Source organism: Methanoculleus horonobensis (assembly GCF_001602375.1).
Classification (GTDB): domain Archaea; phylum Halobacteriota; class Methanomicrobia; order Methanomicrobiales; family Methanoculleaceae; genus Methanoculleus; species Methanoculleus horonobensis.
In genome coordinates this window covers 290031-310019 of record NZ_BCNY01000013.1, presented here as the reverse complement: position 1 = coordinate 310019, position 19989 = coordinate 290031, and the positions used below count along the sequence as shown (strand labels likewise).

The window sequence follows — 19989 nt, the reverse complement described above, 5'->3', positions numbered from 1 at the left end:
GGCTGAATGAACGGCAGATTGCTGCCGTACACTACCTGAAGAGAGGGTTCTATCTCAAACCAGGTGTACCAACAACTCAATAATGCGAAGAAGGCGACCGCAACGCGAGATCTTAAAGTGATGGTTCAAACCGGCATTTTCCGTAAAGAGGGAACGGCAGGAGCGGGCGTGTGCTACTCGTTGAGGTACACAAAATGCGAGGGATCGTCAGATTGCGCTAAGGGATCGAAATGAATCACAATTGGCTCATAATGGGCTCATCCATGGTTGCAGGGAATGCTCGAAACCAGAGCAAGTGCATCCAATCTCCTAAAACTACCATTATAGCCGTGTTGTAATGGGCTCACGGCTCCCGCCGACTGCAGCCGGTATGCCTGTGCCGTACTCCTGGCAGACCGGAGACCGAACGGCAGGGCGAAGACGCACTGTCCTTCTACCTCACATTCCTCCGGCGGGATGTAACAATGCACCGGAAACATCGTATGGAACAGTGACTCATCCTGGCTCTCTGGGCTCACCCCCGCCGAGCACCCTCACGATCACCGCCACCACCCCGCCCACGACCCCGCCGGCTCCGGCGCCGATGGCCCGTCCGGGTCCCGGAGACCCCGTTCCGCCCTCTACCGGACAACCCTACAGCCCCAGGTCGGAGAGCCCGGGGTGATCGTCGGGGCGCCGCCCCGGCGGCCAGCGGTACTTCCGCTCTCCTTCAGTGATCGGCAGATCGTTGATGCTGGCATGACGAATGCGCATCAGGCCCTGCCGGTCGAACTCCCAGTTCTCGTTCCCGTAAGAGCGGAACCAGTTCCCCGAGTCGTCGTGCCACTCGTATGCGAACCGGACCGCGATCCGCGCCTCGCAAAAAGCCCAGACCTCTTTTATCAGGCGGTAATCGAGCTCTTTCGCCCACTTCCGCTGCAGAAACGCGACGATCTCCTCGCGGCCGTTCACGAACTCCGCCCGGTTGCGCCAGACGCTGTCGACGCTGTATGCGAGCGACACCCTCGCGGGGTCCCGGGAGTTCCAGGCATCCTCGGCCATACGAACCTTCTGTACCGCCGTTTCGTACGTGAACGGCGGCAGCGGGGGACGACTCTCCTCAGCCATACGGGTATCCCTCCCCGCGGTGCTGATAAAAGTATGGTCGCGGCAGGACTGGCTGCGGGCGGATAGCCATATCCATGAACCCCGGGCGACCGAACCCGGTTCGGGATGGCCTGTCGAAGAAGCCCCAAATCCGAAAAACGGCCTGAAATGAATGGTTTAACACAAAATCGAAAAACGCCCCGGCCGGGATTTGAACCCGGGTCAAAAGCTCCGCAGGCTTCTAGGATATCCACTACCCTACCGGGACACAAGAATGAGTGTCTTTCCCCTAACAACTAGGTTGTTCAGGTTAAAAAGGATTGCTCACCAGGCGATCCGAACGCCGTGGTGGCGGCTGCAGGTGCCGGAATCCGCCCGGCAAAACCCGTTCGACGATCTGCCCGGGGGGGCTACACGCCCCCGGCGCGCATCGTTACATGCACCTTCGCTTCGTTCCCCGAGAGCTCGATCAGGTAGTCCCCGTACTTGCCGAGGTACATCCGCTTATCGGTCGCCGTGCCGAAACCTTTCCCGAACCCGTCCTCGGCCACGATCTTGCCGGACTCACGCTCCCGGACGGTCACCAAAAACCATGAGTCCTCGCTCGGATATTCCTGTTTGACGACTATGTCCTTTTTACTGCCGTAATCGCTCGTGGTACGCTTCTCCCGCGTGATCATCTTCGGCTCCACGTCGAACTCGATGATGAGCGGGGGCGCGGTCAGGTTGAAGGAGTAGGCGTCTCTCGGGTGAGCGGGACTGAACTCTATTGTTTTGTTGAAGAGCGTCACGTAGGGGTCCTGCGTCGGCTGGGTCTCCGTCGGCCTGCTGAGCGTGGGGCCGGCCATACTGCCTGTTGCAGTCGGATACGGGGTTGCCGGGGTCAGGTACCCGGGATCGTCATCATCTCCGGCCTGCTCTTCCGGCGAAAGGCCCCCGGACCAGCCCGGATCGTTGCTCGCCGGCATCTCCGCGCACCCCGCGGATGCAAGGACCAGGATCATCACTGCAGCTGCAAAGAGCGATTTATACACCTTGCTCATCGTAGAGGGATTATCCAGGGGGATATATATGTTTTTATGCTTGAATTCCCGGTGAAATATTATCTACGGTCGATATGGATTCGAGCTGGGTACTATAACCCGGACCCCGGCCGGATTAGGGATTATGTCAGCCCGGCCTCCAAAGGAACAGACTCAAAGAGGATGGTCGTGCTAATTTTAGGGGAGTTTGCCGGCAAAAAATGCTATATCCGCCAAAATGCGTCTGCTACATTCTGGATACTACATGTAGAAACGGATGCAGCATGCAGTAATCGATGTGAAAATCTTTACCCGCCCCTGGACCCGTTTGCGAATCAATCCAGTAACGTATATCAGCGCACAAGGCCAACGGTTGATGATAACGATGGGCAAAAATCAGGGGAAACAGAACAAACGCAAAGCAGACGTGCACGATAACGAAAGAGATCTTGATTCCGGCGTTTCCACTTCGGCACGCCCGGATGCATCCCCGTTCGATACGATCGCGACGTCCATCAAAACCAGCAGGTACGTTCAGGCCCTCCTCGGGCTGACCATCATAGGTTTCCTCCTCCGATTTTACAACCTCGCCGGAAACTCGCTCTGGCTCGACGAGGCCTCGACCCTCTCGTTTGCCCGGCAGTCGCTCCTCGGCATCTGGGAGAGCACTGCGGGCGGAGAGTTCAACCCGCCGCTCTTCTACTGGCTGGAGCACGGGATGCTCGTCTTCGGGGAGAGCGAGTTCGTGCTCCGGTTCCTCCCCGCGCTCCTCGGCGTCCTGACGATCCCGGTCGTATACTATATCGGCTCCGAGTTCCGGGACAGAAACGTCGGGCTCATCGCCGCCGCCCTCCTCGCGTTCTCACCCTTTCACATCTACTACTCCTAGGATGCCCGGGCATACGCCCCGATGCTCTTCTTCTTCTCCCTCGCGCTGCTCTTCTACGTGCGGGCGAGCAGATCGAACGAGACCCGTTCCTGGGCTCTCTTCGGCCTCTTCTCCGCAGTCGCCTTCTGGATGCACTTCTACGCCGTCGTGCCGGTCGCCGTCCTCGTTCTCCATGCCCTGGTCGCCCGAGCCGGGGAGATCCGGCGTGACCCACGGAGCGCGAGAAACCTGGCTATCGGGCTTGGTGCCTTCATCGTTGCCGCCCTCCCTCTCCTCATCGTCACCATCGGCCTCTTCCTTATTCGGACTTCGTCCGCTCCAACCTATGGTATCCAGGGGACCGACGTCGTTTACCAGACGCTTCAGCAGTTATCGGGATTCAGCGATATCATCCTGGTACCGTTCATCATTCTCTTCCTGGTGGGCGTCATCCTCACCTGGCGCGAGGATCGGAACGGAGCGCTCCTCCTCGTCTTCATGATGGTCCTCCCGCTGGCGGCGAGCCTCATCCTCTCCTCACGGATGCCGATGATCCCGCGTTACCTCATCTACCTCCTCCCGGTCTACTTCATCGGGATTGCGTCGGCGTATCCTGGACTCCATGCCCTCGTCAAGGACCGGAGAGCGGTCTACCTTGCTATTGCAGCGGCATTTCTCGTCAGCGCCCCCTTCCTTGCCACCTACTACACGACGCCGCAGAAGAACGACTGGCGGGGATTCTCCGCGGACTTAAGCGGGGTGACGGAAGAGAGTGATCTCGTCGTCGTGCTGCCGCCCTACATGGCGCAACCGCTCGACTATTATTACCGCAACGCGACCGACGGAACCCTCGAACTCGGGGCGAATACCGGAGAAGATCTTGAGACGATCCGGGAGCAGTATCCAGACCGTCGTGCGTTCTACATCGTGACCACCGACATCCTCGCCGTGGACCCAACCGGGGATGCGCTGGGCTGGCTTGATAAGAATACAGAGTTCGCCGGGCAGCGCATGGGGATCTACCTCTTTGTGTTGGCTTAAGGGGGAATTGCAACGACCGATACCTACAACCTGACAGTCATCATCCCGACCTTCAACGAGGAGGAGAACATCGCCGCGATCATCGGAGCGGTCAACGAAGTCTTCCGGCAAAGCAGCATCCGCGGCGAGGTTCTGGTGGTGGACGACGCCTCGAAAGACCGGACGATCCCGATCGTCCAGGAGATCGCCGACCGGTGCGACAACGTGCGCCTGGTCGTGCGGAGAGACGATCACGGCCTCTCCCAGTCGGTCGTCGAGGGATTCCGGTCGGCGCGCTCGGATATCCTGCAGGTCATCGACGCCGACTTCTCGCACCCGCCGGACCTCATCCCCCGGTTCTACGAGGCGATACGGGGCGGAGCGGATATCGTCATCGGGAGCAGGTACATGAAGGGCGGAGACATCGAGGCGTGGCCGCTCAAGCGGAGGATCATATCGCTTGGGGCCACCGCGTTCGGGCGCATCCTCTTCCCGGAGGTCACCGATCCCGTGAGCGGGTTCTTTGCCGTGCGGCGCGAGGTCGTCGACGGCGCCCCGCTTGCCCCTCGGGGCTACAAGATCCTGATGGAGGTTCTCGGCAAAGGACGGTGGGACTCGTTCGTCGAGATCCCGTTTGTGTTTAAAGACCGCGAGGAGGGGGAGAGCAAACTCCAGGCCGGCACGATGATCGACTACCTCCGGCAGTGCGGCGGTATCGCCTGGTTTGCGGTCGCCCACCGAACAGGATCGGTCTGGAACGAGTGGACAAAGGTCGTCCGGTTCGGGCTCGTCGGGCTCTCCGGCATCCTCGTCAACATGGGACTCCTCTACGCCCTGACCGAGGTTGCCGGCCTCTACTACCTCGTCTCTGCCGCAATCGCGATCGAACTCTCCATCGTGAACAACTTCGTCTGGAACGACGTCTGGACGTTCAAATCCGCGCGGAACCTCAGGTTCGGGCGAAGAATCCAGCGCATTCTATCGTTCCAGGCGGTTTCGATGGGGGGACTCATCATCAATATGGGGGTTCTCTATATCCTTGCGGATATTGCCGGCGTCTACTACCTCGCCGCGAACCTTGCAGGGATATTCGTCGCGTTTGCCTGGAACTATATGGTGAACCGGCGCTACACGTGGACAGAAGCATACTGAGGCGGGTGCCCGCCGCTTGAACAAAAAACGGGTTAAGGTCGACGGCGGCTCTGGTCACCCCGAGTACGCCCGGATGACCCCGCGGTAGACATCCACCACCCTCTCGAGTTGCTCCACGCCGACCCGCTCGTCCACCGCGTGCAGCGTCGGGATCTCTCCCGGGCCGTACTCCACGACATCGAACCCCTCGTCGCGGAGGTACTTCGCGTCGCTTGCCGCCCACTGGAGGAACGGCGTCACCGTCCCGTAGACCCGCTCCACCTCGCGGGAGATCGTCCGGACGATCCGGGCATCCGGGGGCGTCAGGGTCGGTTCGGCCACGTCCGTCTCGCGTATCACGGCGTCCGGCGCATGTTCCGCGATGCCTTTCCGGAGTTCGTCGAGGGAGCAGCCCCACGGCACCCGGAGGTCGAGTTCCATCCGGCACTGCTCCGCCACGATGTTCGCCTTCTCGCCGCCTTCGATGCGGCCGGGGTTGAACATCACCCGTGTGAGGATCTCGTCCCCTCCCTCGATCCCGAAGATCTCGGAGAAGACCCGGGCGGACTGGTCGATGAGCGGCTGCAGGTCTTCGCCGACGGGGAACGGGCGGGCGTGAACCTCTTGGAGGTAGCCGATGAGATCGAACGCTGCCATGACGGCGCTCTTCCCGACCAGGGGGTAGAGCGAACTGTGGCCCGGCCTGCCGCGGAAGGAGAGGTCGACCCGGTAGAGCCCTTTCTGGCCGACCGCGGGGCTGGTCTCCGGGGTCGGTTCGGCGATCAGGCACTCGCGGGGCTCGAGCAGGCCCTGTGCAAGCAGCGACCGGATCCCGTGCTCCCCGCCGGTCTCCTCGTCGCAGACGAAGGCGAACTGGACGTCCGGCTCCACCCCGCTCTCGATGAGGTCACGGTAGGCGATAAGGAGGGCGGCGCATCCCCCTTTCATATCGGTGGCGCCTCTTCCCCAGACGTAACCGTCGGCAACCTCTCCGCTGTAGGGATCGTGCGTCCAGTCGTCGGGGATGGCGGGGACGACGTCGACGTGGCCGCAGAGGAGGAGCCGGGAACCGGCTCCGGTCGTGACGAGGTTCTCCCGCCCGCCGGGATGGGAGACGATGCGGTTCTTCACCCCGAGGGAGTCGAGGAACTCCCCGATGAACGCGACGACATCCGCCGTGCTCCCCGGGGGGTTCTCGCTCCGTATCCGGATGAGCGATGAAGCGAGTCGGGCGACATCCATGGAGTGGTCTCCTTATGCCGATCTGCTCCGGACATACTCGTCGAAGAGCCGGGCGAGCGACGAGGTCTTATAGAGCTGTTTGACGAACTTCGGCTCGAAGAACTCGTCGATGAACGTCGAGAGGTAATCGGCCGGGATCGCTTTTTTGTCGTCGGGGTTGAGCACGATCCGGAAGCTCCGGTACTGGGCGGGGTCGTCGTCGCCGTAGACGCCGGTCCAGAGCATCGGGAGCGCCTCGTACTTCTCCGGCTGCTCCTCTTTGAGCCAGTTGACGAACCCCGGGAAGTGCACCCGGTCGCCGACCTTCTCCTCGTCCAGACGCCACCGCATGTATTCCATGCTCATGATATTCCGGGGCGACATGTAGTTGTAGGCGAGGATGCCGAGCGTGTAGTCGATGTGGGCGAGGGCGTCGGTAAAGTAGAAGTGCAGAACCGGATGGAACTCGGTGGGGCTCTCCAGGATCAGCGATTTGCTGTACAGCTTCTGCATGACGCGGACGTACTCGTTCATTTCCAGCATATTCTCTCCTATTGGGGAGAGAGGTACAAAAAGTATTCCTTCCGCGCAACAGTGGCGGTGATACGGGGCGGTGAGGGGCTCTGGTTGCCTCTTCGGGGCACGCGTCGCACCCTTACGGGGCACGTGTCGCCTTCGAAGCCTGATGGCTTCTCAAGCTCCGTTCAGCGTTGCGGGCAGAACATCGCCATCGAAAACGCTTCGCGTTTTCTCAAACTCCGTTCAGCGTTGCGGGCAGAACATCGCCATCGAAAACGCTTCGCGTTTTCTCAAACTCCGTTCAGCGTTGCGGGCAGAACATCGCCATCGAAAACGCTTCGCGTTTTCTCAAACTCCGTTCAGCGTTGCGGGCAGAACATCGCCATCGAAAACGCTTCGCGTTTTCTCAAACTCCGTTCAGCGTTGCGGGCAGAACATCGCCATCGAAAACGCTTCGCGTTTTCTCAAACTCCGTTCAGCGTTGCGGGCAGAACATCGCCATCGAAAACGCTTCGCGTTTTCTCAAACTCCGTTCAGCGTTGCGGGCTGAACATCGTCATCGAAAATTGCGGCGCAATTTTCTCGAACTCCGCCTGCCTTCGCACCTACGGTGCTCGCGCTCCGAACGTTCCGTCCGTCGCGCCCTAACGGGGCAGACATCGTTATGTAAAGAACGGCTTCCGCCTGCCGACGGCTTCGCGGAAGGCGTCTTCGAGTTCCTTGCCGTGCTTGCCCCGGATATCGATCAGATTGTCGCTCCGGAGAAGGCAGGGCTTGAGTTTCCCGTCCGAGGTCACGCGGAGGCGGTTGCAGAATGCGCAGAACTCCGTGTTGTGGAGCGGGCGCACCACCTCGACCTCGGCGCCGTCGAGGCAGTACTTCTTGCGGTGGTGCATCCGCCGGGTGACGACCCGTTTCGCCCGGTCGTTTAAGTCCTGCTCGACGCCGTCCACGTCCCCGTGGAACTTGCACTCGTTGAACTCCATCAACTCGATGACCTGGAGGATGACGTCGCGCTTGCTCCGGACGAACGCCATGAAGTCGTCCAGTTCGTCCTCGTTGATGCCGTCGAGGAGCACCATGTTGAGCTTGACCGGGGTCAGCCCGGCCTCGATCGCCGCGTCGATCCCCTTAAGAACGTCCGCGAGGCGGTCTTTGCCCGTGATCTCGCGGTAGCGGTCCGGGCGGAGGGTGTCGAGGCTGACGTTCACCCGGGCAAGCCCGGCCTCTTTGAGATCCGCGGCCATCTCTGCAAGCAGCGTCCCGTTCGTCGTCAGGGACGACTCCACTCCCGGGGGCACCGAGCGGATGATATCGACGAGGTCGCGGCGGAGCAGCGGCTCCCCGCCGGTGAACTTGATGCTCCTGATCCCGAACTGCGCGCCCACCTGCATCAGCTCGGCGATATCCTCGGCGCTCATCTGCTCCTCCGGGCTCACTTCTCCCTCGGCGTGGCAGTAGATGCACCGCAGGTTGCACCGCTGGGTGAGGCTGATCCGGAGGTTGGTTACGGTTCGGTTATAAGGATCTTTCAGCACCATCGCATGTTCCTTTGAAGTTCTTTGCGATAATATAGGTCTCGGCGCTCCCTCTCCGCGACGCCTTCGTTCTGTAGCCCCGGACGGAATAGAAATGCTTTCTCACTTCGGCGATCAGTTCACCGAAGAGCTCGCCCTGGAACGACTTTATCACCATATTGCCGCCGGGTTTCAAGACCGTGCAGGCAAACGCCAGTGCGTCCTCGCCGAGCCCGATAGCACGGGCCTGGTCGTAACTCTTCTGGCCGGAGAGTTTCGGCGATGCGTCGGAGACCACGACATTGACGACGCCGCCGGCCTCCTCGCGGATACGCTCCTGGATGAGAGGGTCGGTGAAGTCCCCGACGACGGTGGTGACGCCTTCCATGGGCGCGATCGGATTGAGATCCACGCCGATGACCTTCCCATCGGTCAGGTCGCGGAGCACCTGCAGCCAGCTGCCCGGCGCCGCCCCGAGGTCGACGACGTTATCGTCGGGCCTGATGATACCGTTTCGCTGCTGGATCTCCAGCAGTTTGTAGGCGGCACGTGCCCGGTACCCTGCCTTCATCGCCTTTCGATAGACGCTGTCTTTAGTCCATTGAGAACCCATTGGAAGATACCCTCCACCTGAGGTCGACGGATAACTGTCTGCACCGCCGGCACGATCAAGAAGATTATGTCTAGTATTCGGTGCTGTTAAACATCAATGATACGGTTCCGGAGTACGGGCGATCCGTGTCTGCCGCGACCGTCTCCGCGACCGGTGTCATGAGCCGTCTGCCGATTTTGATCGTAAAGCACTATAATGAATAGGGTAATTATATACTTTCAACGAGAGTTTAATAAGGGGTCACAATGTTAAAGGCAACGATTGACGCAGAAATATTTCGGGAATCCATCGATGCGATCGCCGCACTGGTGACGGAGTGCCGCCTGCACACGGCCGAGGATCAGATCAGGACACGCTCCGTCGATACCGCAAACGTGGCCATGGTCTCCCTGGAGCTCCAGAGCACGGCGTTCAACTCTTTCTCGGCGACGGCCGGGGAGCTGGGTCTGGATATCGCAAAGATGAAGAACATCATCGGGATGATGGGGAAGGGCGACGCGGTGACCCTGAACCTGCTCGATGAAGAGCGGAAACTGGAACTGAGTTTCGGCGGCTACCGCTACTCCATCTCGCTCCTTGACGTCAACACCATCCGGAAGGATCCGAACCCGCCGGGAATCGACCTCCCCGGTAAGGCGGTCGTTCCGGGCGACGCGCTGAACAACGCCATCAAAGCCGCTGCCGTCATCTCCGACAAGATCGCGCTCGGGATCGACCCCGATGCCATGACCTTCTACATGGAGGCGGAGGGGGACACCGACCAGATCAAACTCGCGCTCGGCGAGGACGAACTCGTCGCGTTAAACCCGGTGCGGGCCCGCTCTCTCTTCTCGATCGACTACTTGAAGGACATGGGCCGCGTCATGGCGCGCGCGGAGAAGGTGGAGGTCTACCTCGGCATCGATCACCCGGTACGGTTTGTCTTTGACATTGCGGGCGGCAACGGCCGCGTCGAGTACCTCCTTGCTCCTCGGATCGAGGCCGATTGATGGGTATCGTACTCGATCGCAAAGAACTCATCAAATATCCCTTTTTGAAAGAATCGCAGGAGCTGGCCCGCCGGCACGTGGAGTCGCTCGAGGAATTTCTCACAAGCAGCCCCGGCGCAGGGGCGCTCGAGCGGGCAAAGGAACGGGTCGTTGCCGCGCTCACGTTCAAAAAGGAGTTCGGGGACGAAGATACCCGGAACCTCAAGCCCGAGCTCGAGATCGCGAGTTACGCCCTTGCCCGGATGCTCGTCTCCTGCGTCGGCGACCGGTCGCTCATCGATCGCCTTGCCCGCTACGAGGCCGAACGCGCATCCTTCTTCCTCGCGACCGAAGAGCCGGAGATACGGCGGTTCGTTGCCTGGAGCGTCGGCATCGATACCGGGGCGGCCGTGATGCCGGTCACCCGGTACGTCGAACTGGTTCCGCACCTGCGCGACAAGCGCTGGCGGCTCGTCAACAGGAACGTCCGGCAGGGAGGCGTGAACCTTGAGGCGGGCGAGATCGACGAACTCGTCCGGGAACGGATCCGGGCAATCATCGTCGACCAGCTGCCGCTCCGGGTTCCGACGGGGATCTGCGAGCGCCTCAGTCCGGTGACGGGCGAGATTGCCGCGCTGCAACAGCAGCAGGCCCTCGAGCAGTTCGGCGAGGTCAGGGAGGAGGCGTTCCCCCCCTGCATCAATGCGCTCATCCAGGCGATCACCGCGGGGACGAACCTGACGCACATGGGCCGGTTCGCCATCACGTCGTTCCTCCATACCATCGGGATGAACGTCGCGCAGATAGCGGACGTGTTCGCGCGGGCTCCCGACTTCGACCCGGATATGACGATGTATCAGGTGGAGCACATCTCCGGCCGGGGCGGCACCGAGTATACCCCGCCGTCGTGCGCCACCATGCGCACGTTCGGGATCTGTGCCAACCGGGACAAGGACTGCGACCGGGTCAACCATCCGCTGAGTTACTACCGGCTCAAGAAAAATATAAAGAAAAAGCGGAGTTAAGCGACCTTTTTATCGATCAGGTAGCCGGCGATACTGAGCACGGCAATGAAGGCGACCAGTGCGACGACGTATGCGAGCCCCTCCATCCCGACCATAAGATTGGGCAGCGTCACCAGCAGCACGACAAACAGTGCAAGACACCCGAATGCGGCCAGCACCTCAAGAACCCGTAGATTCATGTAAACAGGTGGGGGATGTGCAGGTATATCTCTATCCATAGGGCGGGGGCGACCCACACGCTTATCCGGGCCGACCGACAATCCCGCACGCATGGAGAGAGACGAGGCACTGGCCCTGCTCCGGCGTTACGTGACATCGCCGTCCCACATCATTCAAGTCGCACCTGCGGTGCTGCTGCTACGGCCCTTCGCACCTAACGGTGCTCACGTTCCCCCCTTCGGCCGGTCGCGTTCGGCCCGATGCACAGCCATGCCACGGCCGCCGTCATGAGGAAGGCCGCGGAGCATCTCGGCGAGGATGCCGCGACGTGGGAGGTGATCGGCCTTCTGCACGACATCGACTACGACATCGTCGGCGGAGATAAGGAGCGGCACGGTGTCGAGGGTTACCGGATTCTGATCGAGAACGGTGTATCCGAAGAGATCGCGGATATCGTCAGGCGCCACAACCACATGCTCTTTGGGGATTACGTCCGGCCGGTCGAGGTTGTGCTCCAGGCGGCGGACAGCGCGTCAGGCCTGATCATCGCCTGCGCCCTGGTGAAGGGCGGTGCGATCGACGAGGTCACCCCCCGGACGGTGAAGAAGAAGTTCAAGGAGAAGTCGTTTGCCGCCGGCTGCGAGCGCAAGAGGATCCGGATGATCGAACCGCTCATGGATCTCGAGACGTTCTACCGCATCGCGATCGAGGGGCTCACGGAAGGCCGCGGCGATCTCGATCTCGGCTGAGCGCAACCCATATATGGCTCCCTGACCGAGGATAGAAGGCATGATGCAAGAGCGCGGCAAGGTTATCGATCGCGTGGAAGAGGCCGTAGCGCTGCTCGTCGAGCGGATGGACGCCCGGCTCATCCCGGAGGTCGGGATGAACATCGTCTACGCCCTGCCCGATGCGCGGAGCAAAGAGGACGTGGCGGGAGTCCTCGGCCGGATCGTCAGGCTCGGCGAGGCGGTGCACCCCGTCGGGGAGATCGCGTTCGGGGCAAGCGACCACGTGGCCCGGATCGTCATCACGGCCATGCGTTTCGACCCGCGCATCCGGAGCGCCGCAAACATCCGCTTCTCGGAAGCAATCCTCCCTGAGCTCGATAACCTCCTCTTCGAAGTCTGCTCGTTCGACCGGGAGAAAGAACCGCCGGGCGTACAGACAATGGACTGGGGCGTCGCCTCCTGCTGCAGGGAGAGCGTTCCCGACGTCATCTACGATCGGGGGGCCGTGGGGAAAGAGCCGATGATCCGGGTTCTCGGGGAAGATCCGGTCGCGGTCGCACAAAATATTCTTAAACTGTCGAATCGCATAATCTATGCACAATTGTAAGGGTAGGTCCACATGGGAATAAAACCGTCATATATCAAGAACCTCGGCGAAGAACTGATCGTCAAGCACCGCGACAGATTCAGTGGAGACTTTGAAGAGAATAAGCACGCGGTCGCCGAGGTTGCCGTGATCGACAGCAAAACCGTCCGGAACCGGGTAGCCGGGTACATCTCAAGAAAGATAAATACAAAGAGACGTTAAACCAAACTGTATGTTTGAGGGAATCCTTCCGGCAATCATTACCCCTTTTTACCGGGACTCGCGAACGAGTCCCGATATTGAAGGATTACAGTCCAACATAGAATCACTCCTGCAGCGCGGGGTTCACGGCATCGTGCCCTGCGGGTCGACCGGCGAGTCCGCGACGCTCACGTTCGAAGAGCACGAGCAGGTGATCGGCAAGGCCGTCGAGGTCGTCAACGGACGGGTGCCGGTGCTTGCCGGGACGGGATCGAACAACACGGAAGAGGCCGTCCGCCTGACCCGATCGGCGAAGGACGCGGGTGCGGACGGCGCGCTCGTCATCAGCCCGTACTACAACAAGCCAAACCGCTCCGGGCTCATCAAGCACTTCACGAAACTTGCCGACCTCGATATCCCGATCGTCCTCTACAACGTCCCCGGCCGGACGGGGCAGAACCTCCAGCCCGACCTGGTGGCCGAGCTCGCGAGGCACCCGAACATCGTCGGGATCAAGGAGGCAAGCGGCGACATCACCCAGATCTCACGGATCATTGAGGAGACGCGGGACGAGGAGTTCAGCGTGATCTCCGGGGACGACGCAATGACTCTTCCCGTCCTCGCCATCGGGGGTGCGGGCGTGATATCGGTGGCGGCAAACGTCGACCCCGGCCGGATGGTCGGGATGTACGAGGCCTTCCGGGCCGGCGACCTTGCCCGCGCACGGGTTCTGCACTACGAACTTGCAGCGCTCATGCGGGCGATGTTCATCGACACGAACCCCATCCCCGTGAAGAAGGCGGTGGAACTCCTCGGGATGGCCGCGGGACCGGTCAGGCTGCCGCTCGACGAACTCGACGAAGCAAAGACGGAACAACTGAGAAAGGTGCTGGTAAACCATGGTTAAGGTAGTCGTGTCCGGTGCCCTGGGGCGTATGGGCACCAACATCGGCCGGATCGTCGACGAAGCCCCCGATATGGAACTCGTGGGAGGCATCGACGTGCGGGAAGGGATGCTTTTTAAGACCGAGGTCGTCCCGGCGGCGAAGATCGATGCGTTCCTGAAGGAGAAGAAGCCCGACGTCCTGATCGACTTCACCGTCGCGGCCGCTGCGGTCGAGAACATCAAAGCAGCCTCCCGGAACGGCGTGGCGCTCATCGTCGGGACGACGGGGTTCTCCCCCGAGCAGCGGGCGACGATCGCGAGTGCCGTCGAAGGAACCGTCCCGGCGGTGATATCGAGCAACTTCTCCGTCGGCGTCAACATCTTCTGGAAACTCGTGCGGGAAGCGGCACGCGAGCTCGGCGACTACGACATCGAGGTCACCGAAGCCCATCACCGCTACAAGAAGGACGCCCCGAGCGGAACGGCAAAGACCATCCTCGAGATCCTCGACCAGGAACTCGGTGGCCGCGAGAAGGTCTACGGCCGCGTCGGCGAGACCGAGCGGAAAGGAGAGATCGGCGTTCATGTCGTCCGCGGCGGCGATATCGTCGGGGATCACTCCGTCCTCTTTGCCGGGAACTTCGAGTGCATCGAGGTCTCCCACCGGGCATACGACCGGGCGGTCTTCGCCCAGGGCGCCGTCCGGGCCGCACGCTGGGTCGTCGGCAGGGAGCCGCGCATCTACGGGATGCAGGATGTCCTCGGGCTGTGATGCGGAACGCGAACTTTATTTTTGGTGTAGTCGTAACCTATGTACGTTCGGAGGAACCAAATTGGCAGCAGTTGTTGATATTGAGAAGTGTACCGGCTGTGAAACCTGTGTGGACGTCTGCCCGGCTTCAGCCATCACCATGGAAGACGGCAAGGCAAAAGTAGACGTCGATCTCTGTGTTGATTGCGAAACCTGCGTCGACGAGTGCCCGTCGGAAGCAATCTCCATGGAATAAAGAAACCAACTCTTTTAATACCACCTACACTACAGATATTTTTGTCTATGATAAATGTAGGAGTGCTTGGTGCCACAGGAGCGGTGGGACAGCGCTTTGTTCAGTTGCTGGCGGATCATCCCTGGTTTCATCTCCAGACGCTGACCGCATCTGAGCGGAGTGCGGGAAAACCGTACGGCAAGGTGGTCAACTGGCGCCTCGATGCGCCGTACCCGGACAACGTCAGTGATATCGTCGTCACTCCCACAACCGTCGAGAGTCTGAAGGACTGCGACCTCGTCTTCTCGGCGCTGCCTCCCGAGGTGGCGGCGTCCCTTGAGACGGAGATCGCCGATGCAGGCATCGGCGTCTGCAGCAACGCCCGCTCGCACCGTATGGATGCGGACGTTCCGCTGGTGATCCCGGAGGTCAACCCGGATCACCTCGGCCTGATCGACGTCCAGCGGGATCGCGGACGTGAGGGGTTCATCGTGACGAACCCGAACTGCTCGACGATCGTCCTTACACTGGCCCTTGCACCCCTCCGGTCGTTCGAGTTCCATGACGTGCGTGCGGCGACCATGCAGGCTATCTCGGGAGGCGGGTTTGCCGGCGTCTCCGCCATGGATATTTACGACAATGTCGTCCCCTATATCGGCTCCGAAGAGGAGAAGATGGAGAGCGAGACACTGAAGATCATGGGGTCGTTCGACGGTTCCGAGGTAACCCCGGCTCCGTTCAGCGTGAGCGCAAGCTGCCACCGGGTTCCCGTCATCGACGGACACACCATTGCGGTCTGGATCGACGTGAAGGAGCCGGTTGCCGAGGTGAAAAAAGCTTACGCAAACTTTAAGTCCCCTTTCAGCAATCTACCCTTACAGCCGGAGAAGGCCGTTGAGATCCTCGACCAGTCCGACCGTCCGCAGCCGCGGCTCGACCGTAACCGCGGACGGGGCATGACGGTCTCCGTCGGGAGAATCCGTGAAGGGTTACGGTTCGTTGCCCTCGGCCACAACACCATTCGTGGGGCCGCAGGCGCATCCGTTCTCAACGCAGAACTGATATGTTCGAGGAAGTACCTTTAGACGAGGTGGGCTAATGATAAAGGACAACACAGTATTCGTGGGAAACAAACCGGTCATGAACTATGTTCTTGCGGTGGTCACCCAGTTCAATAACGGAGCGGAGGAAGTCGCGATTAAGGCCCGGGGGAAGGCAATTTCACGTGCGGTCGATACGGCGGAGATCGCGCTCAACCGGTTCCTTGCAAACGTGGACAAGAAAGAGATCTTCACGTCGACCGAGATGATCGACACCGATACCGGCAAAACGAACGTATCAAGCATCGAGATCGTTCTCACTCATGCGAAGTGAGATCCCGAAGCACTTTTTTGATACCCGCCCTGAGAGCGTAGCGGCCGGGTGTCGATGGAATCTCTCCGTTCGAGAGGTGTTTCCAGCGGCGGCCCTGCACGGTGAGCCGGAGTCTTCGGCGCTCCGGTAAAATCCATCCTGCGCGCCCTATATGTCTGACAGCCTCATATACGGCTGATTTTGTGCGGATCGACCATAAAGGCTTTAAGAGCCGCTCCATATATGCTATACTATGAAACGGTTGGCGGTCGGCATGGTGCTGATGCTGGTGGCCCTCCTCGTTGCTCCCGCGGCGGCGGCGGGCGAGGAGCGGTACAGTTACATCACCGTCAAAGACGTCACCGTCCGGCTGGATAAGGCGGATGCCGTCGTCACCATGAACTATACGATAGACGACGGCATCGGGTTCCTCGTTCTCCTCCTTGGAAAGTCCGACTTGAGGCAGAAGGCACTCGAGATACTGAACTTCAACAACGCCACCGTTCAGTATCTCGACCTCGAACGTATCGAGGTGCGCGTGAAGGACGCGTCGAACGACTACGGGCAGGGATCCTACTGGTTCCCCGCGCACGGTTTCGGCGTGGTCGTGCCCTCGCTCACCATCATCACCCCCCAGGACGTCAAACACTACGAGGACGTCAGCGAGTTCCCCGACGGACTCGGCTATTTTGCGTAACCGTCGGTAAGCCGGATGCGATGGCGATCTTCTGGTGCCTACCCGGGGGTCTATCGGGTGCGGCGTTCCGGCAGCAGCCCGATCCCGGCAAGCGCCCGGCGGGTATGGCGCGCACGATGCGAGCCTTTCGGTGGCGTCGCCATCTCGCGGCAGAGGCGATCCAGGTCGGCCGCCGTGTCGACGTCGTACCAGGGCTTGAGCAGGGAGACAGAGAGATCCTGGCGTTCGGCGGCTTCGACCGTCCGCTGCGTCACATGAGCCGTGCTCCAGGGGATGCCGTCAAAGAGGCAGGGGAGGTGCCTCCGCATCCCTATCAGGTAGTAGCCTCCGTCGTCGCACGGTCCGATGACGAGATCGGTCTCATTGAGCCTGAGAAATGCCTCCTCGATGTACCGGCCGGGAAGGGTGGGGCTGTCGCTGTCGCAGAGCACGACCGCCGTTGCCCCCCGTGAGAAGAGCGTGGCTGTAACGTTTCTAAGGCGTTCTCCCAGGTCTTCGCCGGCCTGGGGGAGGGTGGAGAACCCGCGGGGGGCAGCCCCGGAGAAGAAGCCGTCTGCAGCAGGAGGCGTGTAGGCCACGAATGGATGGACCCCCTCGAGGCCGGCGAGCCGCTCAATGGTGTCCTGCAGGAACCCTGCATACAACCGGGCTGCCTCGCTGGGCGTGAGCGGCGGGACGAGCCTTCTTTTCACCTCTCCCGGAACCGGCATCCGGGCCATGACGGCAGCCGCCCGCATCATACCTTTCTGCCCACGAACCGGCCCCTTCCTACCTTCCCCTCGTCGGCGGCATCCACCCAGAGGCCGATGCCGCGTTCCATATCCCGAAACGTCTCTGCCCCGAAGTATTCGACGATCCGGCCTTTCAGGCCGCCGGCGAGGGCGTCCCGGTAACGGTGCATCTGCGACGCAAAATCCTCGCTGAGATCGTCGTATTCTTTCAGGGCAAACCCGTGCCGCCGGAGCAGTCTCTGGTAACCGTCCCGGGTCTCCATGTACGGGAAGAGCATGAAAGCGTTGAGGCTGTGCCGTTCTTCCGCACTCATGGTCCCGGCTTCTATCCAGTCGGTGAAGGCGATCGTGCCGCCGGGCACCGCCACGCGGCGGCATTCGCGTATCAGCCGGTCCTTATCGGTGACGTAACACCAGGAATCCTGCCCCCAGACGACGTCGAAGAGCCCCGACTTGAAAGGCATATCGAGAGCGTTACCGAGCCGGAAGGTGACGCGATCGTGAAGGCCAACGTTTGCCGTGCGTAAGACCGCCTCGTTCACCATCCGCCCGGTCGCATCGAGCCCCGTCACCGTCGCGCCGTAGGTGTGTGCCAGGTGGCGTGCCGGCCCTCCGAGACCGGAGAGGACGTCCAGTACCCGGGTACCTGCGCTCACGCCTGCTAACTCCGCGAGGACATCCGTCTCCCGTTCGCCGCCGACGTGGATCTCCTCCCCCATCAGCATCTCCCAGATGACGCCGACCGCTCCTTCGTAGGCAGCCGTGACGTCGTCGATAGTGATATCAGGCATATTCCCTTCACCTTCCCTGTGCCGCCCGCCAGCAGTTCGGGTCGGGGCCCAGGAGGTCTCCGGTCTCGTAGTATGCCGTTGCCCGGCATCCCCAGCAGACGGTGTTCTGCTCGCACCGGGTGCAGGAGGATGCGTTCGGCCCCGGCTGCCGCATACCCGAAAAGAGCAGCTCGCTCCGATGCTCTTCGACGATCCGGGAGAGCGGCTGATCCCTGATCTTCCCGAACCCCTTCCTGATGACCGAACAGGGCGTGACGTCGCCGTCCACCGTCAGGCAGACCATGCTGCCGCAGTAGAACTTGTTGACGTCCATCGTCTCGAACGAGCAGGGAGAACCTGGGTAGCAGATGGCATCCCGTGCCCGGCAGGCGTCCCGGATCTGCCCGGGTTCCGGCACCCACTCCGGATGGCGGCATGCCCTGCCGACCGTGCAGATCTGCGTCAGGCAGATCGCCGTCCCGACCTCCTCGCAGAAGTAGCGCATCGTCTTCGCAAGGTCGTCCCCCGCGAGCGGCCGCGTGAACGTGATGCAGTTGACCAGTTCGCCCGCGGGTTTGCCGAAGGCGACAAGGTTCTCGACGCCGCGGCGGATGGCCCGGATCTTCTCCCCGGCATCCCCATCGTGGAGCCGGGCATAGATACCCGGATCGAGGGTGTCCAGGTGCACGGAGATGAAACCCCCTTCGGCCACGGCGACAGCCTGCTCCGCGACCTTCGGGTCGGCGAGCGGGATGCCGCTCGACCAGATATTGTTGACAAAACCAAGATCGCGGGCATGCTGTGCGAGGTAGTACCAGTCCCTACGGACCAGCGGGTCGCCCCCCAGCCAGTCGATGGCTTTCACGTCCATCTCTGCCGCCGAAGAGAGAGCAGTGGCGATATCCCCGGCGGGGAGATCCCTGACCCGGGCGGCATCGGCCGGAGCGTAGCAGTAGCGGCATTCCTGCGGGCAGGCGAGGGTCGACTCGATCTGCAGCGAGTAGACCCGCTCCTCTTCGAAGTATCGCACCGCCTCATCCGTTGCAGGATGGAGGCAGCCCCGGGTGGCGATCCTATCGAGATCTCGTCCTCCCGCATCCATGGCAGCAGCCCTGAAGAACACGCCCTACCATAAGCATCATCATATAAGTGGGTGACGGAGATGCGCCCTTTGCGGGAGGGGGTCTTCACGCATGCTCTCGATCATCACGCCGGTGCTCAACGAAGAAGAGAACATCCCTGAATTTCTGGCGCATATCGACGACCTCGAGGGTTCGTTCGAGTTGATCGTCGTCGACGGCGGGAGCACGGACGGTACGTGCAGTGCACTCGAAGCGGGAGCGGGTTCGTTCGCCCACAGGATCGTCGTGCTCTCCTCGCCGGCAGGAAGGGGCGTCCAGATGAACGTCGGAGCCCGGCACGCCACGGGAACCGCTCTCCTCTTCCTTCATGTCGACTGCAGGATCCCCCGGAGTGCTCCGGACGCGATCGGCCGGGCACTGGAGCGTGAGGGGGTCATCGGCGGGGGCTTTTTGCACGCGTTCGCGAGCCGCGACCCCCTGCTCCGCCTGACAAGCCGGTTCGGGAACCTGCTGGCAGCGGAGACGCAGACGTTCTTCGGGGATTTTGGTATATTCGTAAGACGAGAGGCGTTCTTTAAGATCGGGGGGTACGAGCCGCTGCCCTATCTGGAGGACGTGGAATTCTCGCGGGCGGCACGCCGGCACGGGAGGCTTGTCCGGCTCGACCTCCCCATCGTCGTATCGCCGCGGCGATACCTCCTGATGGGGAAGTATCGCCTGAGTGCCGTCTATATCCTGGTTATGCTCCTTAATACGGTCGGTATCAGGCCGAAGCGGTTCATCCGCTACGTCGTCGAGAAGTGAGGGGACGAGACGG

The 19989-nt window shown here is 61.3% G+C and carries 25 protein-coding genes and 1 tRNA gene; 15 read left to right on the top strand and 11 right to left on the bottom strand.

What is annotated here, in order from left to right; translation table 11 throughout:
• Positions 1–633 precede the first annotated feature (633 nt).
• From MCUHO_RS04535 to MCUHO_RS04525, 3 genes are all read right to left on the bottom strand, one after another.
• Positions 634–1107 (bottom strand): nuclear transport factor 2 family protein, encoded by a 474-nt coding sequence (locus MCUHO_RS04535; RefSeq protein WP_067074065.1) that lies wholly within the window; start codon positions 1105–1107, stop codon positions 634–636.
• Positions 1108–1282: 175 nt separating this feature from the next.
• A tRNA-Arg gene (locus MCUHO_RS04530) sits at positions 1283–1354 on the bottom strand.
• Between the two features lie 142 nt (positions 1355–1496).
• The gene (locus tag MCUHO_RS04525) at positions 1497–2129 is read right to left on the bottom strand and encodes a hypothetical protein (protein WP_067074063.1); all 633 of its coding nucleotides are present in this window, start codon (positions 2127–2129) and stop codon (positions 1497–1499) included.
• Between the two features lie 406 nt (positions 2130–2535).
• Between MCUHO_RS04525 and MCUHO_RS13105 the strand changes: the two genes are divergently transcribed.
• The 3 genes from MCUHO_RS13105 to MCUHO_RS04515 are packed head-to-tail and all read left to right on the top strand — an operon-like array spanning position 2536 to position 5148.
• Positions 2536–2997 carry a glycosyltransferase family 39 protein gene (locus tag MCUHO_RS13105; RefSeq protein ID WP_328585626.1) on the top strand — a complete coding sequence of 154 codons (462 nt, stop codon included), beginning with the start codon at positions 2536–2538 and terminating at the stop codon, positions 2995–2997.
• Positions 2998–3018: 21 nt separating this feature from the next.
• A complete protein-coding gene (locus MCUHO_RS04520; RefSeq protein WP_328585625.1) occupies positions 3019–4017 on the top strand; it encodes a hypothetical protein in 999 nt (332 codons plus the stop codon).
• A 6-nt stretch (positions 4018–4023) separates the two neighbouring features.
• On the top strand, positions 4024–5148 hold the full coding sequence (locus MCUHO_RS04515) for a glycosyltransferase (protein ID WP_067074061.1): 1125 nt from the start codon (positions 4024–4026) through the stop codon (positions 5146–5148).
• A gap of 54 nt (positions 5149–5202) precedes the next feature.
• Here MCUHO_RS04515 and MCUHO_RS04510 read toward each other — a convergent pair whose 3' ends face one another.
• The 4 genes from MCUHO_RS04510 to MCUHO_RS04495 all read right to left on the bottom strand — a co-directional run bounded on the left by MCUHO_RS04510 (position 5203) and on the right by MCUHO_RS04495 (position 8997).
• Positions 5203–6369 (bottom strand): M20 family metallopeptidase, encoded by a 1167-nt coding sequence (locus tag MCUHO_RS04510; RefSeq protein ID WP_067074057.1) that lies wholly within the window; start codon positions 6367–6369, stop codon positions 5203–5205.
• 12 nt (positions 6370–6381) lie between these two features.
• Positions 6382–6891 (bottom strand): hypothetical protein, encoded by a 510-nt coding sequence (locus MCUHO_RS04505; RefSeq protein WP_067074053.1) that lies wholly within the window; start codon positions 6889–6891, stop codon positions 6382–6384.
• 638 nt (positions 6892–7529) lie between these two features.
• Entirely contained in the window at positions 7530–8408 is an 879-nt protein-coding gene (moaA, locus tag MCUHO_RS04500; RefSeq protein ID WP_067074048.1) for a GTP 3',8-cyclase MoaA, read from the bottom strand.
• A complete protein-coding gene (locus MCUHO_RS04495; RefSeq protein WP_067074045.1) occupies positions 8386–8997 on the bottom strand; it encodes an RlmE family RNA methyltransferase in 612 nt (203 codons plus the stop codon). The genes moaA and MCUHO_RS04495 overlap by 23 nt, the downstream gene beginning before the upstream one ends.
• Before the next feature lie 245 nt (positions 8998–9242).
• Between MCUHO_RS04495 and MCUHO_RS04490 the strand changes: the two genes are divergently transcribed.
• Positions 9243–9986 (top strand): DNA polymerase sliding clamp, encoded by a 744-nt coding sequence (locus MCUHO_RS04490; protein WP_067074041.1) that lies wholly within the window; start codon positions 9243–9245, stop codon positions 9984–9986.
• Complete coding sequence (priL, locus tag MCUHO_RS04485) at positions 9986–10990, top strand: DNA primase regulatory subunit PriL (RefSeq protein WP_067074038.1); 1005 nt, start codon at positions 9986–9988, stop codon at positions 10988–10990. Before MCUHO_RS04490 ends, priL begins: the two co-directional genes overlap by 1 nt.
• Here priL and MCUHO_RS04480 read toward each other — a convergent pair.
• The gene (locus MCUHO_RS04480; protein ID WP_235808161.1) at positions 10987–11169 is read right to left on the bottom strand and encodes a hypothetical protein; all 183 of its coding nucleotides are present in this window, start codon (positions 11167–11169) and stop codon (positions 10987–10989) included. The genes priL and MCUHO_RS04480 overlap by 4 nt on opposite strands.
• Positions 11170–11409: 240 nt before the next feature.
• Between MCUHO_RS04480 and MCUHO_RS04475 the strand changes: the two genes are divergently transcribed.
• The 9 genes from MCUHO_RS04475 (at position 11410) to MCUHO_RS04440 (ending at position 16589) form a co-directional block, all read left to right on the top strand.
• Positions 11410–11898, top strand: coding sequence for an HD domain-containing protein (locus MCUHO_RS04475; protein ID WP_067074032.1), 489 nt, complete (start codon positions 11410–11412; stop codon positions 11896–11898).
• A gap of 40 nt (positions 11899–11938) precedes the next feature.
• Complete coding sequence (locus MCUHO_RS04470) at positions 11939–12487, top strand: thiamine-phosphate synthase family protein (RefSeq protein ID WP_067074018.1); 549 nt, start codon at positions 11939–11941, stop codon at positions 12485–12487.
• A 12-nt stretch (positions 12488–12499) separates the two neighbouring features.
• A complete protein-coding gene (locus tag MCUHO_RS04465; protein WP_067074014.1) occupies positions 12500–12688 on the top strand; it encodes a 30S ribosomal protein S17e in 189 nt (62 codons plus the stop codon).
• Between the two features lie 10 nt (positions 12689–12698).
• The gene (gene dapA / locus MCUHO_RS04460) at positions 12699–13574 is read left to right on the top strand and encodes a 4-hydroxy-tetrahydrodipicolinate synthase (RefSeq protein ID WP_067074011.1); all 876 of its coding nucleotides are present in this window, start codon (positions 12699–12701) and stop codon (positions 13572–13574) included.
• Positions 13567–14325, top strand: coding sequence for a 4-hydroxy-tetrahydrodipicolinate reductase (gene dapB, locus MCUHO_RS04455; protein WP_067074006.1), 759 nt, complete (start codon positions 13567–13569; stop codon positions 14323–14325). The genes dapA and dapB overlap by 8 nt, the downstream gene beginning before the upstream one ends.
• A gap of 61 nt (positions 14326–14386) precedes the next feature.
• Positions 14387–14560, top strand: coding sequence for a 4Fe-4S binding protein (locus tag MCUHO_RS12320; RefSeq protein WP_011844296.1), 174 nt, complete (start codon positions 14387–14389; stop codon positions 14558–14560).
• Positions 14561–14607: 47 nt separating this feature from the next.
• On the top strand, positions 14608–15624 hold the full coding sequence (asd, locus tag MCUHO_RS04450) for an aspartate-semialdehyde dehydrogenase (protein ID WP_067074002.1): 1017 nt from the start codon (positions 14608–14610) through the stop codon (positions 15622–15624).
• A gap of 13 nt (positions 15625–15637) precedes the next feature.
• Complete coding sequence (gene albA / locus MCUHO_RS04445) at positions 15638–15913, top strand: DNA-binding protein Alba (RefSeq protein ID WP_011844294.1); 276 nt, start codon at positions 15638–15640, stop codon at positions 15911–15913.
• A gap of 232 nt (positions 15914–16145) precedes the next feature.
• On the top strand, positions 16146–16589 hold the full coding sequence (locus MCUHO_RS04440; RefSeq protein ID WP_067073999.1) for a hypothetical protein: 444 nt from the start codon (positions 16146–16148) through the stop codon (positions 16587–16589).
• Positions 16590–16639: 50 nt separating this feature from the next.
• Here the strand turns inward: MCUHO_RS04440 and MCUHO_RS04435 are convergent, their stop codons facing one another.
• The 3 genes from MCUHO_RS04435 to MCUHO_RS04425 are packed head-to-tail and all read right to left on the bottom strand — an operon-like array spanning position 16640 to position 19192.
• A complete protein-coding gene (locus tag MCUHO_RS04435) occupies positions 16640–17329 on the bottom strand; it encodes a TIGR04282 family arsenosugar biosynthesis glycosyltransferase (RefSeq protein ID WP_084385920.1) in 690 nt (229 codons plus the stop codon).
• Positions 17326–18111 carry a methyltransferase domain-containing protein gene (locus MCUHO_RS04430; RefSeq protein WP_067073995.1) on the bottom strand — a complete coding sequence of 262 codons (786 nt, stop codon included), beginning with the start codon at positions 18109–18111 and terminating at the stop codon, positions 17326–17328. Before MCUHO_RS04430 ends, MCUHO_RS04435 begins: the two co-directional genes overlap by 4 nt.
• A gap of 7 nt (positions 18112–18118) precedes the next feature.
• Positions 18119–19192 (bottom strand): radical SAM/SPASM domain-containing protein, encoded by a 1074-nt coding sequence (locus tag MCUHO_RS04425; protein ID WP_067073992.1) that lies wholly within the window; start codon positions 19190–19192, stop codon positions 18119–18121.
• A gap of 91 nt (positions 19193–19283) precedes the next feature.
• On the opposite strand from MCUHO_RS04425, the gene MCUHO_RS04420 reads away from it, so the two are divergent.
• Positions 19284–19976, top strand: a complete 693-nt coding sequence (locus MCUHO_RS04420; protein ID WP_067073990.1) for a TIGR04283 family arsenosugar biosynthesis glycosyltransferase — start codon at positions 19284–19286, stop codon at positions 19974–19976.
• Positions 19977–19989 lie beyond the last annotated feature (13 nt).

Excerpts from the sequence above, each read along its gene's own strand:
- priL (WP_067074038.1), top strand. The coding sequence starts at position 9,986 with ATGGGTATCGTACTCGATCGCAAAGAACTCATCAAATATCCCTTTTTG.
- MCUHO_RS04520 (WP_328585625.1), top strand. The coding sequence starts at position 3,019 with ATGCTCTTCTTCTTCTCCCTCGCGCTGCTCTTCTACGTGCGGGCGAGC.
- MCUHO_RS04490 (WP_067074041.1), top strand. The coding sequence starts at position 9,243 with ATGTTAAAGGCAACGATTGACGCAGAAATATTTCGGGAATCCATCGAT.
- MCUHO_RS04525 (WP_067074063.1), bottom strand. The coding sequence starts at position 2,129 with ATGAGCAAGGTGTATAAATCGCTCTTTGCAGCTGCAGTGATGATCCTG.
- albA (WP_011844294.1), top strand. The coding sequence starts at position 15,638 with ATGATAAAGGACAACACAGTATTCGTGGGAAACAAACCGGTCATGAAC.
- dapA (WP_067074011.1), top strand. The coding sequence starts at position 12,699 with ATGTTTGAGGGAATCCTTCCGGCAATCATTACCCCTTTTTACCGGGAC.
- asd (WP_067074002.1), top strand. The coding sequence starts at position 14,608 with ATGATAAATGTAGGAGTGCTTGGTGCCACAGGAGCGGTGGGACAGCGC.
- MCUHO_RS04430 (WP_067073995.1), bottom strand. The coding sequence starts at position 18,111 with ATGCCTGATATCACTATCGACGACGTCACGGCTGCCTACGAAGGAGCG.
- MCUHO_RS04435 (WP_084385920.1), bottom strand. The coding sequence starts at position 17,329 with ATGATGCGGGCGGCTGCCGTCATGGCCCGGATGCCGGTTCCGGGAGAG.
- MCUHO_RS04440 (WP_067073999.1), top strand. The coding sequence starts at position 16,146 with ATGAAACGGTTGGCGGTCGGCATGGTGCTGATGCTGGTGGCCCTCCTC.
- dapB (WP_067074006.1), top strand. The coding sequence starts at position 13,567 with ATGGTTAAGGTAGTCGTGTCCGGTGCCCTGGGGCGTATGGGCACCAAC.
- MCUHO_RS04510 (WP_067074057.1), bottom strand. The coding sequence starts at position 6,369 with ATGGATGTCGCCCGACTCGCTTCATCGCTCATCCGGATACGGAGCGAG.
- MCUHO_RS04495 (WP_067074045.1), bottom strand. The coding sequence starts at position 8,997 with ATGGGTTCTCAATGGACTAAAGACAGCGTCTATCGAAAGGCGATGAAG.
- MCUHO_RS04480 (WP_235808161.1), bottom strand. The coding sequence starts at position 11,169 with ATGAATCTACGGGTTCTTGAGGTGCTGGCCGCATTCGGGTGTCTTGCA.
- MCUHO_RS04505 (WP_067074053.1), bottom strand. The coding sequence starts at position 6,891 with ATGCTGGAAATGAACGAGTACGTCCGCGTCATGCAGAAGCTGTACAGC.
- MCUHO_RS04475 (WP_067074032.1), top strand. The coding sequence starts at position 11,410 with ATGCACAGCCATGCCACGGCCGCCGTCATGAGGAAGGCCGCGGAGCAT.
- MCUHO_RS04465 (WP_067074014.1), top strand. The coding sequence starts at position 12,500 with ATGGGAATAAAACCGTCATATATCAAGAACCTCGGCGAAGAACTGATC.
- MCUHO_RS04420 (WP_067073990.1), top strand. The coding sequence starts at position 19,284 with ATGCTCTCGATCATCACGCCGGTGCTCAACGAAGAAGAGAACATCCCT.
- MCUHO_RS04535 (WP_067074065.1), bottom strand. The coding sequence starts at position 1,107 with ATGGCTGAGGAGAGTCGTCCCCCGCTGCCGCCGTTCACGTACGAAACG.
- MCUHO_RS04425 (WP_067073992.1), bottom strand. The coding sequence starts at position 19,192 with ATGGATGCGGGAGGACGAGATCTCGATAGGATCGCCACCCGGGGCTGC.
- MCUHO_RS04470 (WP_067074018.1), top strand. The coding sequence starts at position 11,939 with ATGATGCAAGAGCGCGGCAAGGTTATCGATCGCGTGGAAGAGGCCGTA.
- moaA (WP_067074048.1), bottom strand. The coding sequence starts at position 8,408 with ATGGTGCTGAAAGATCCTTATAACCGAACCGTAACCAACCTCCGGATC.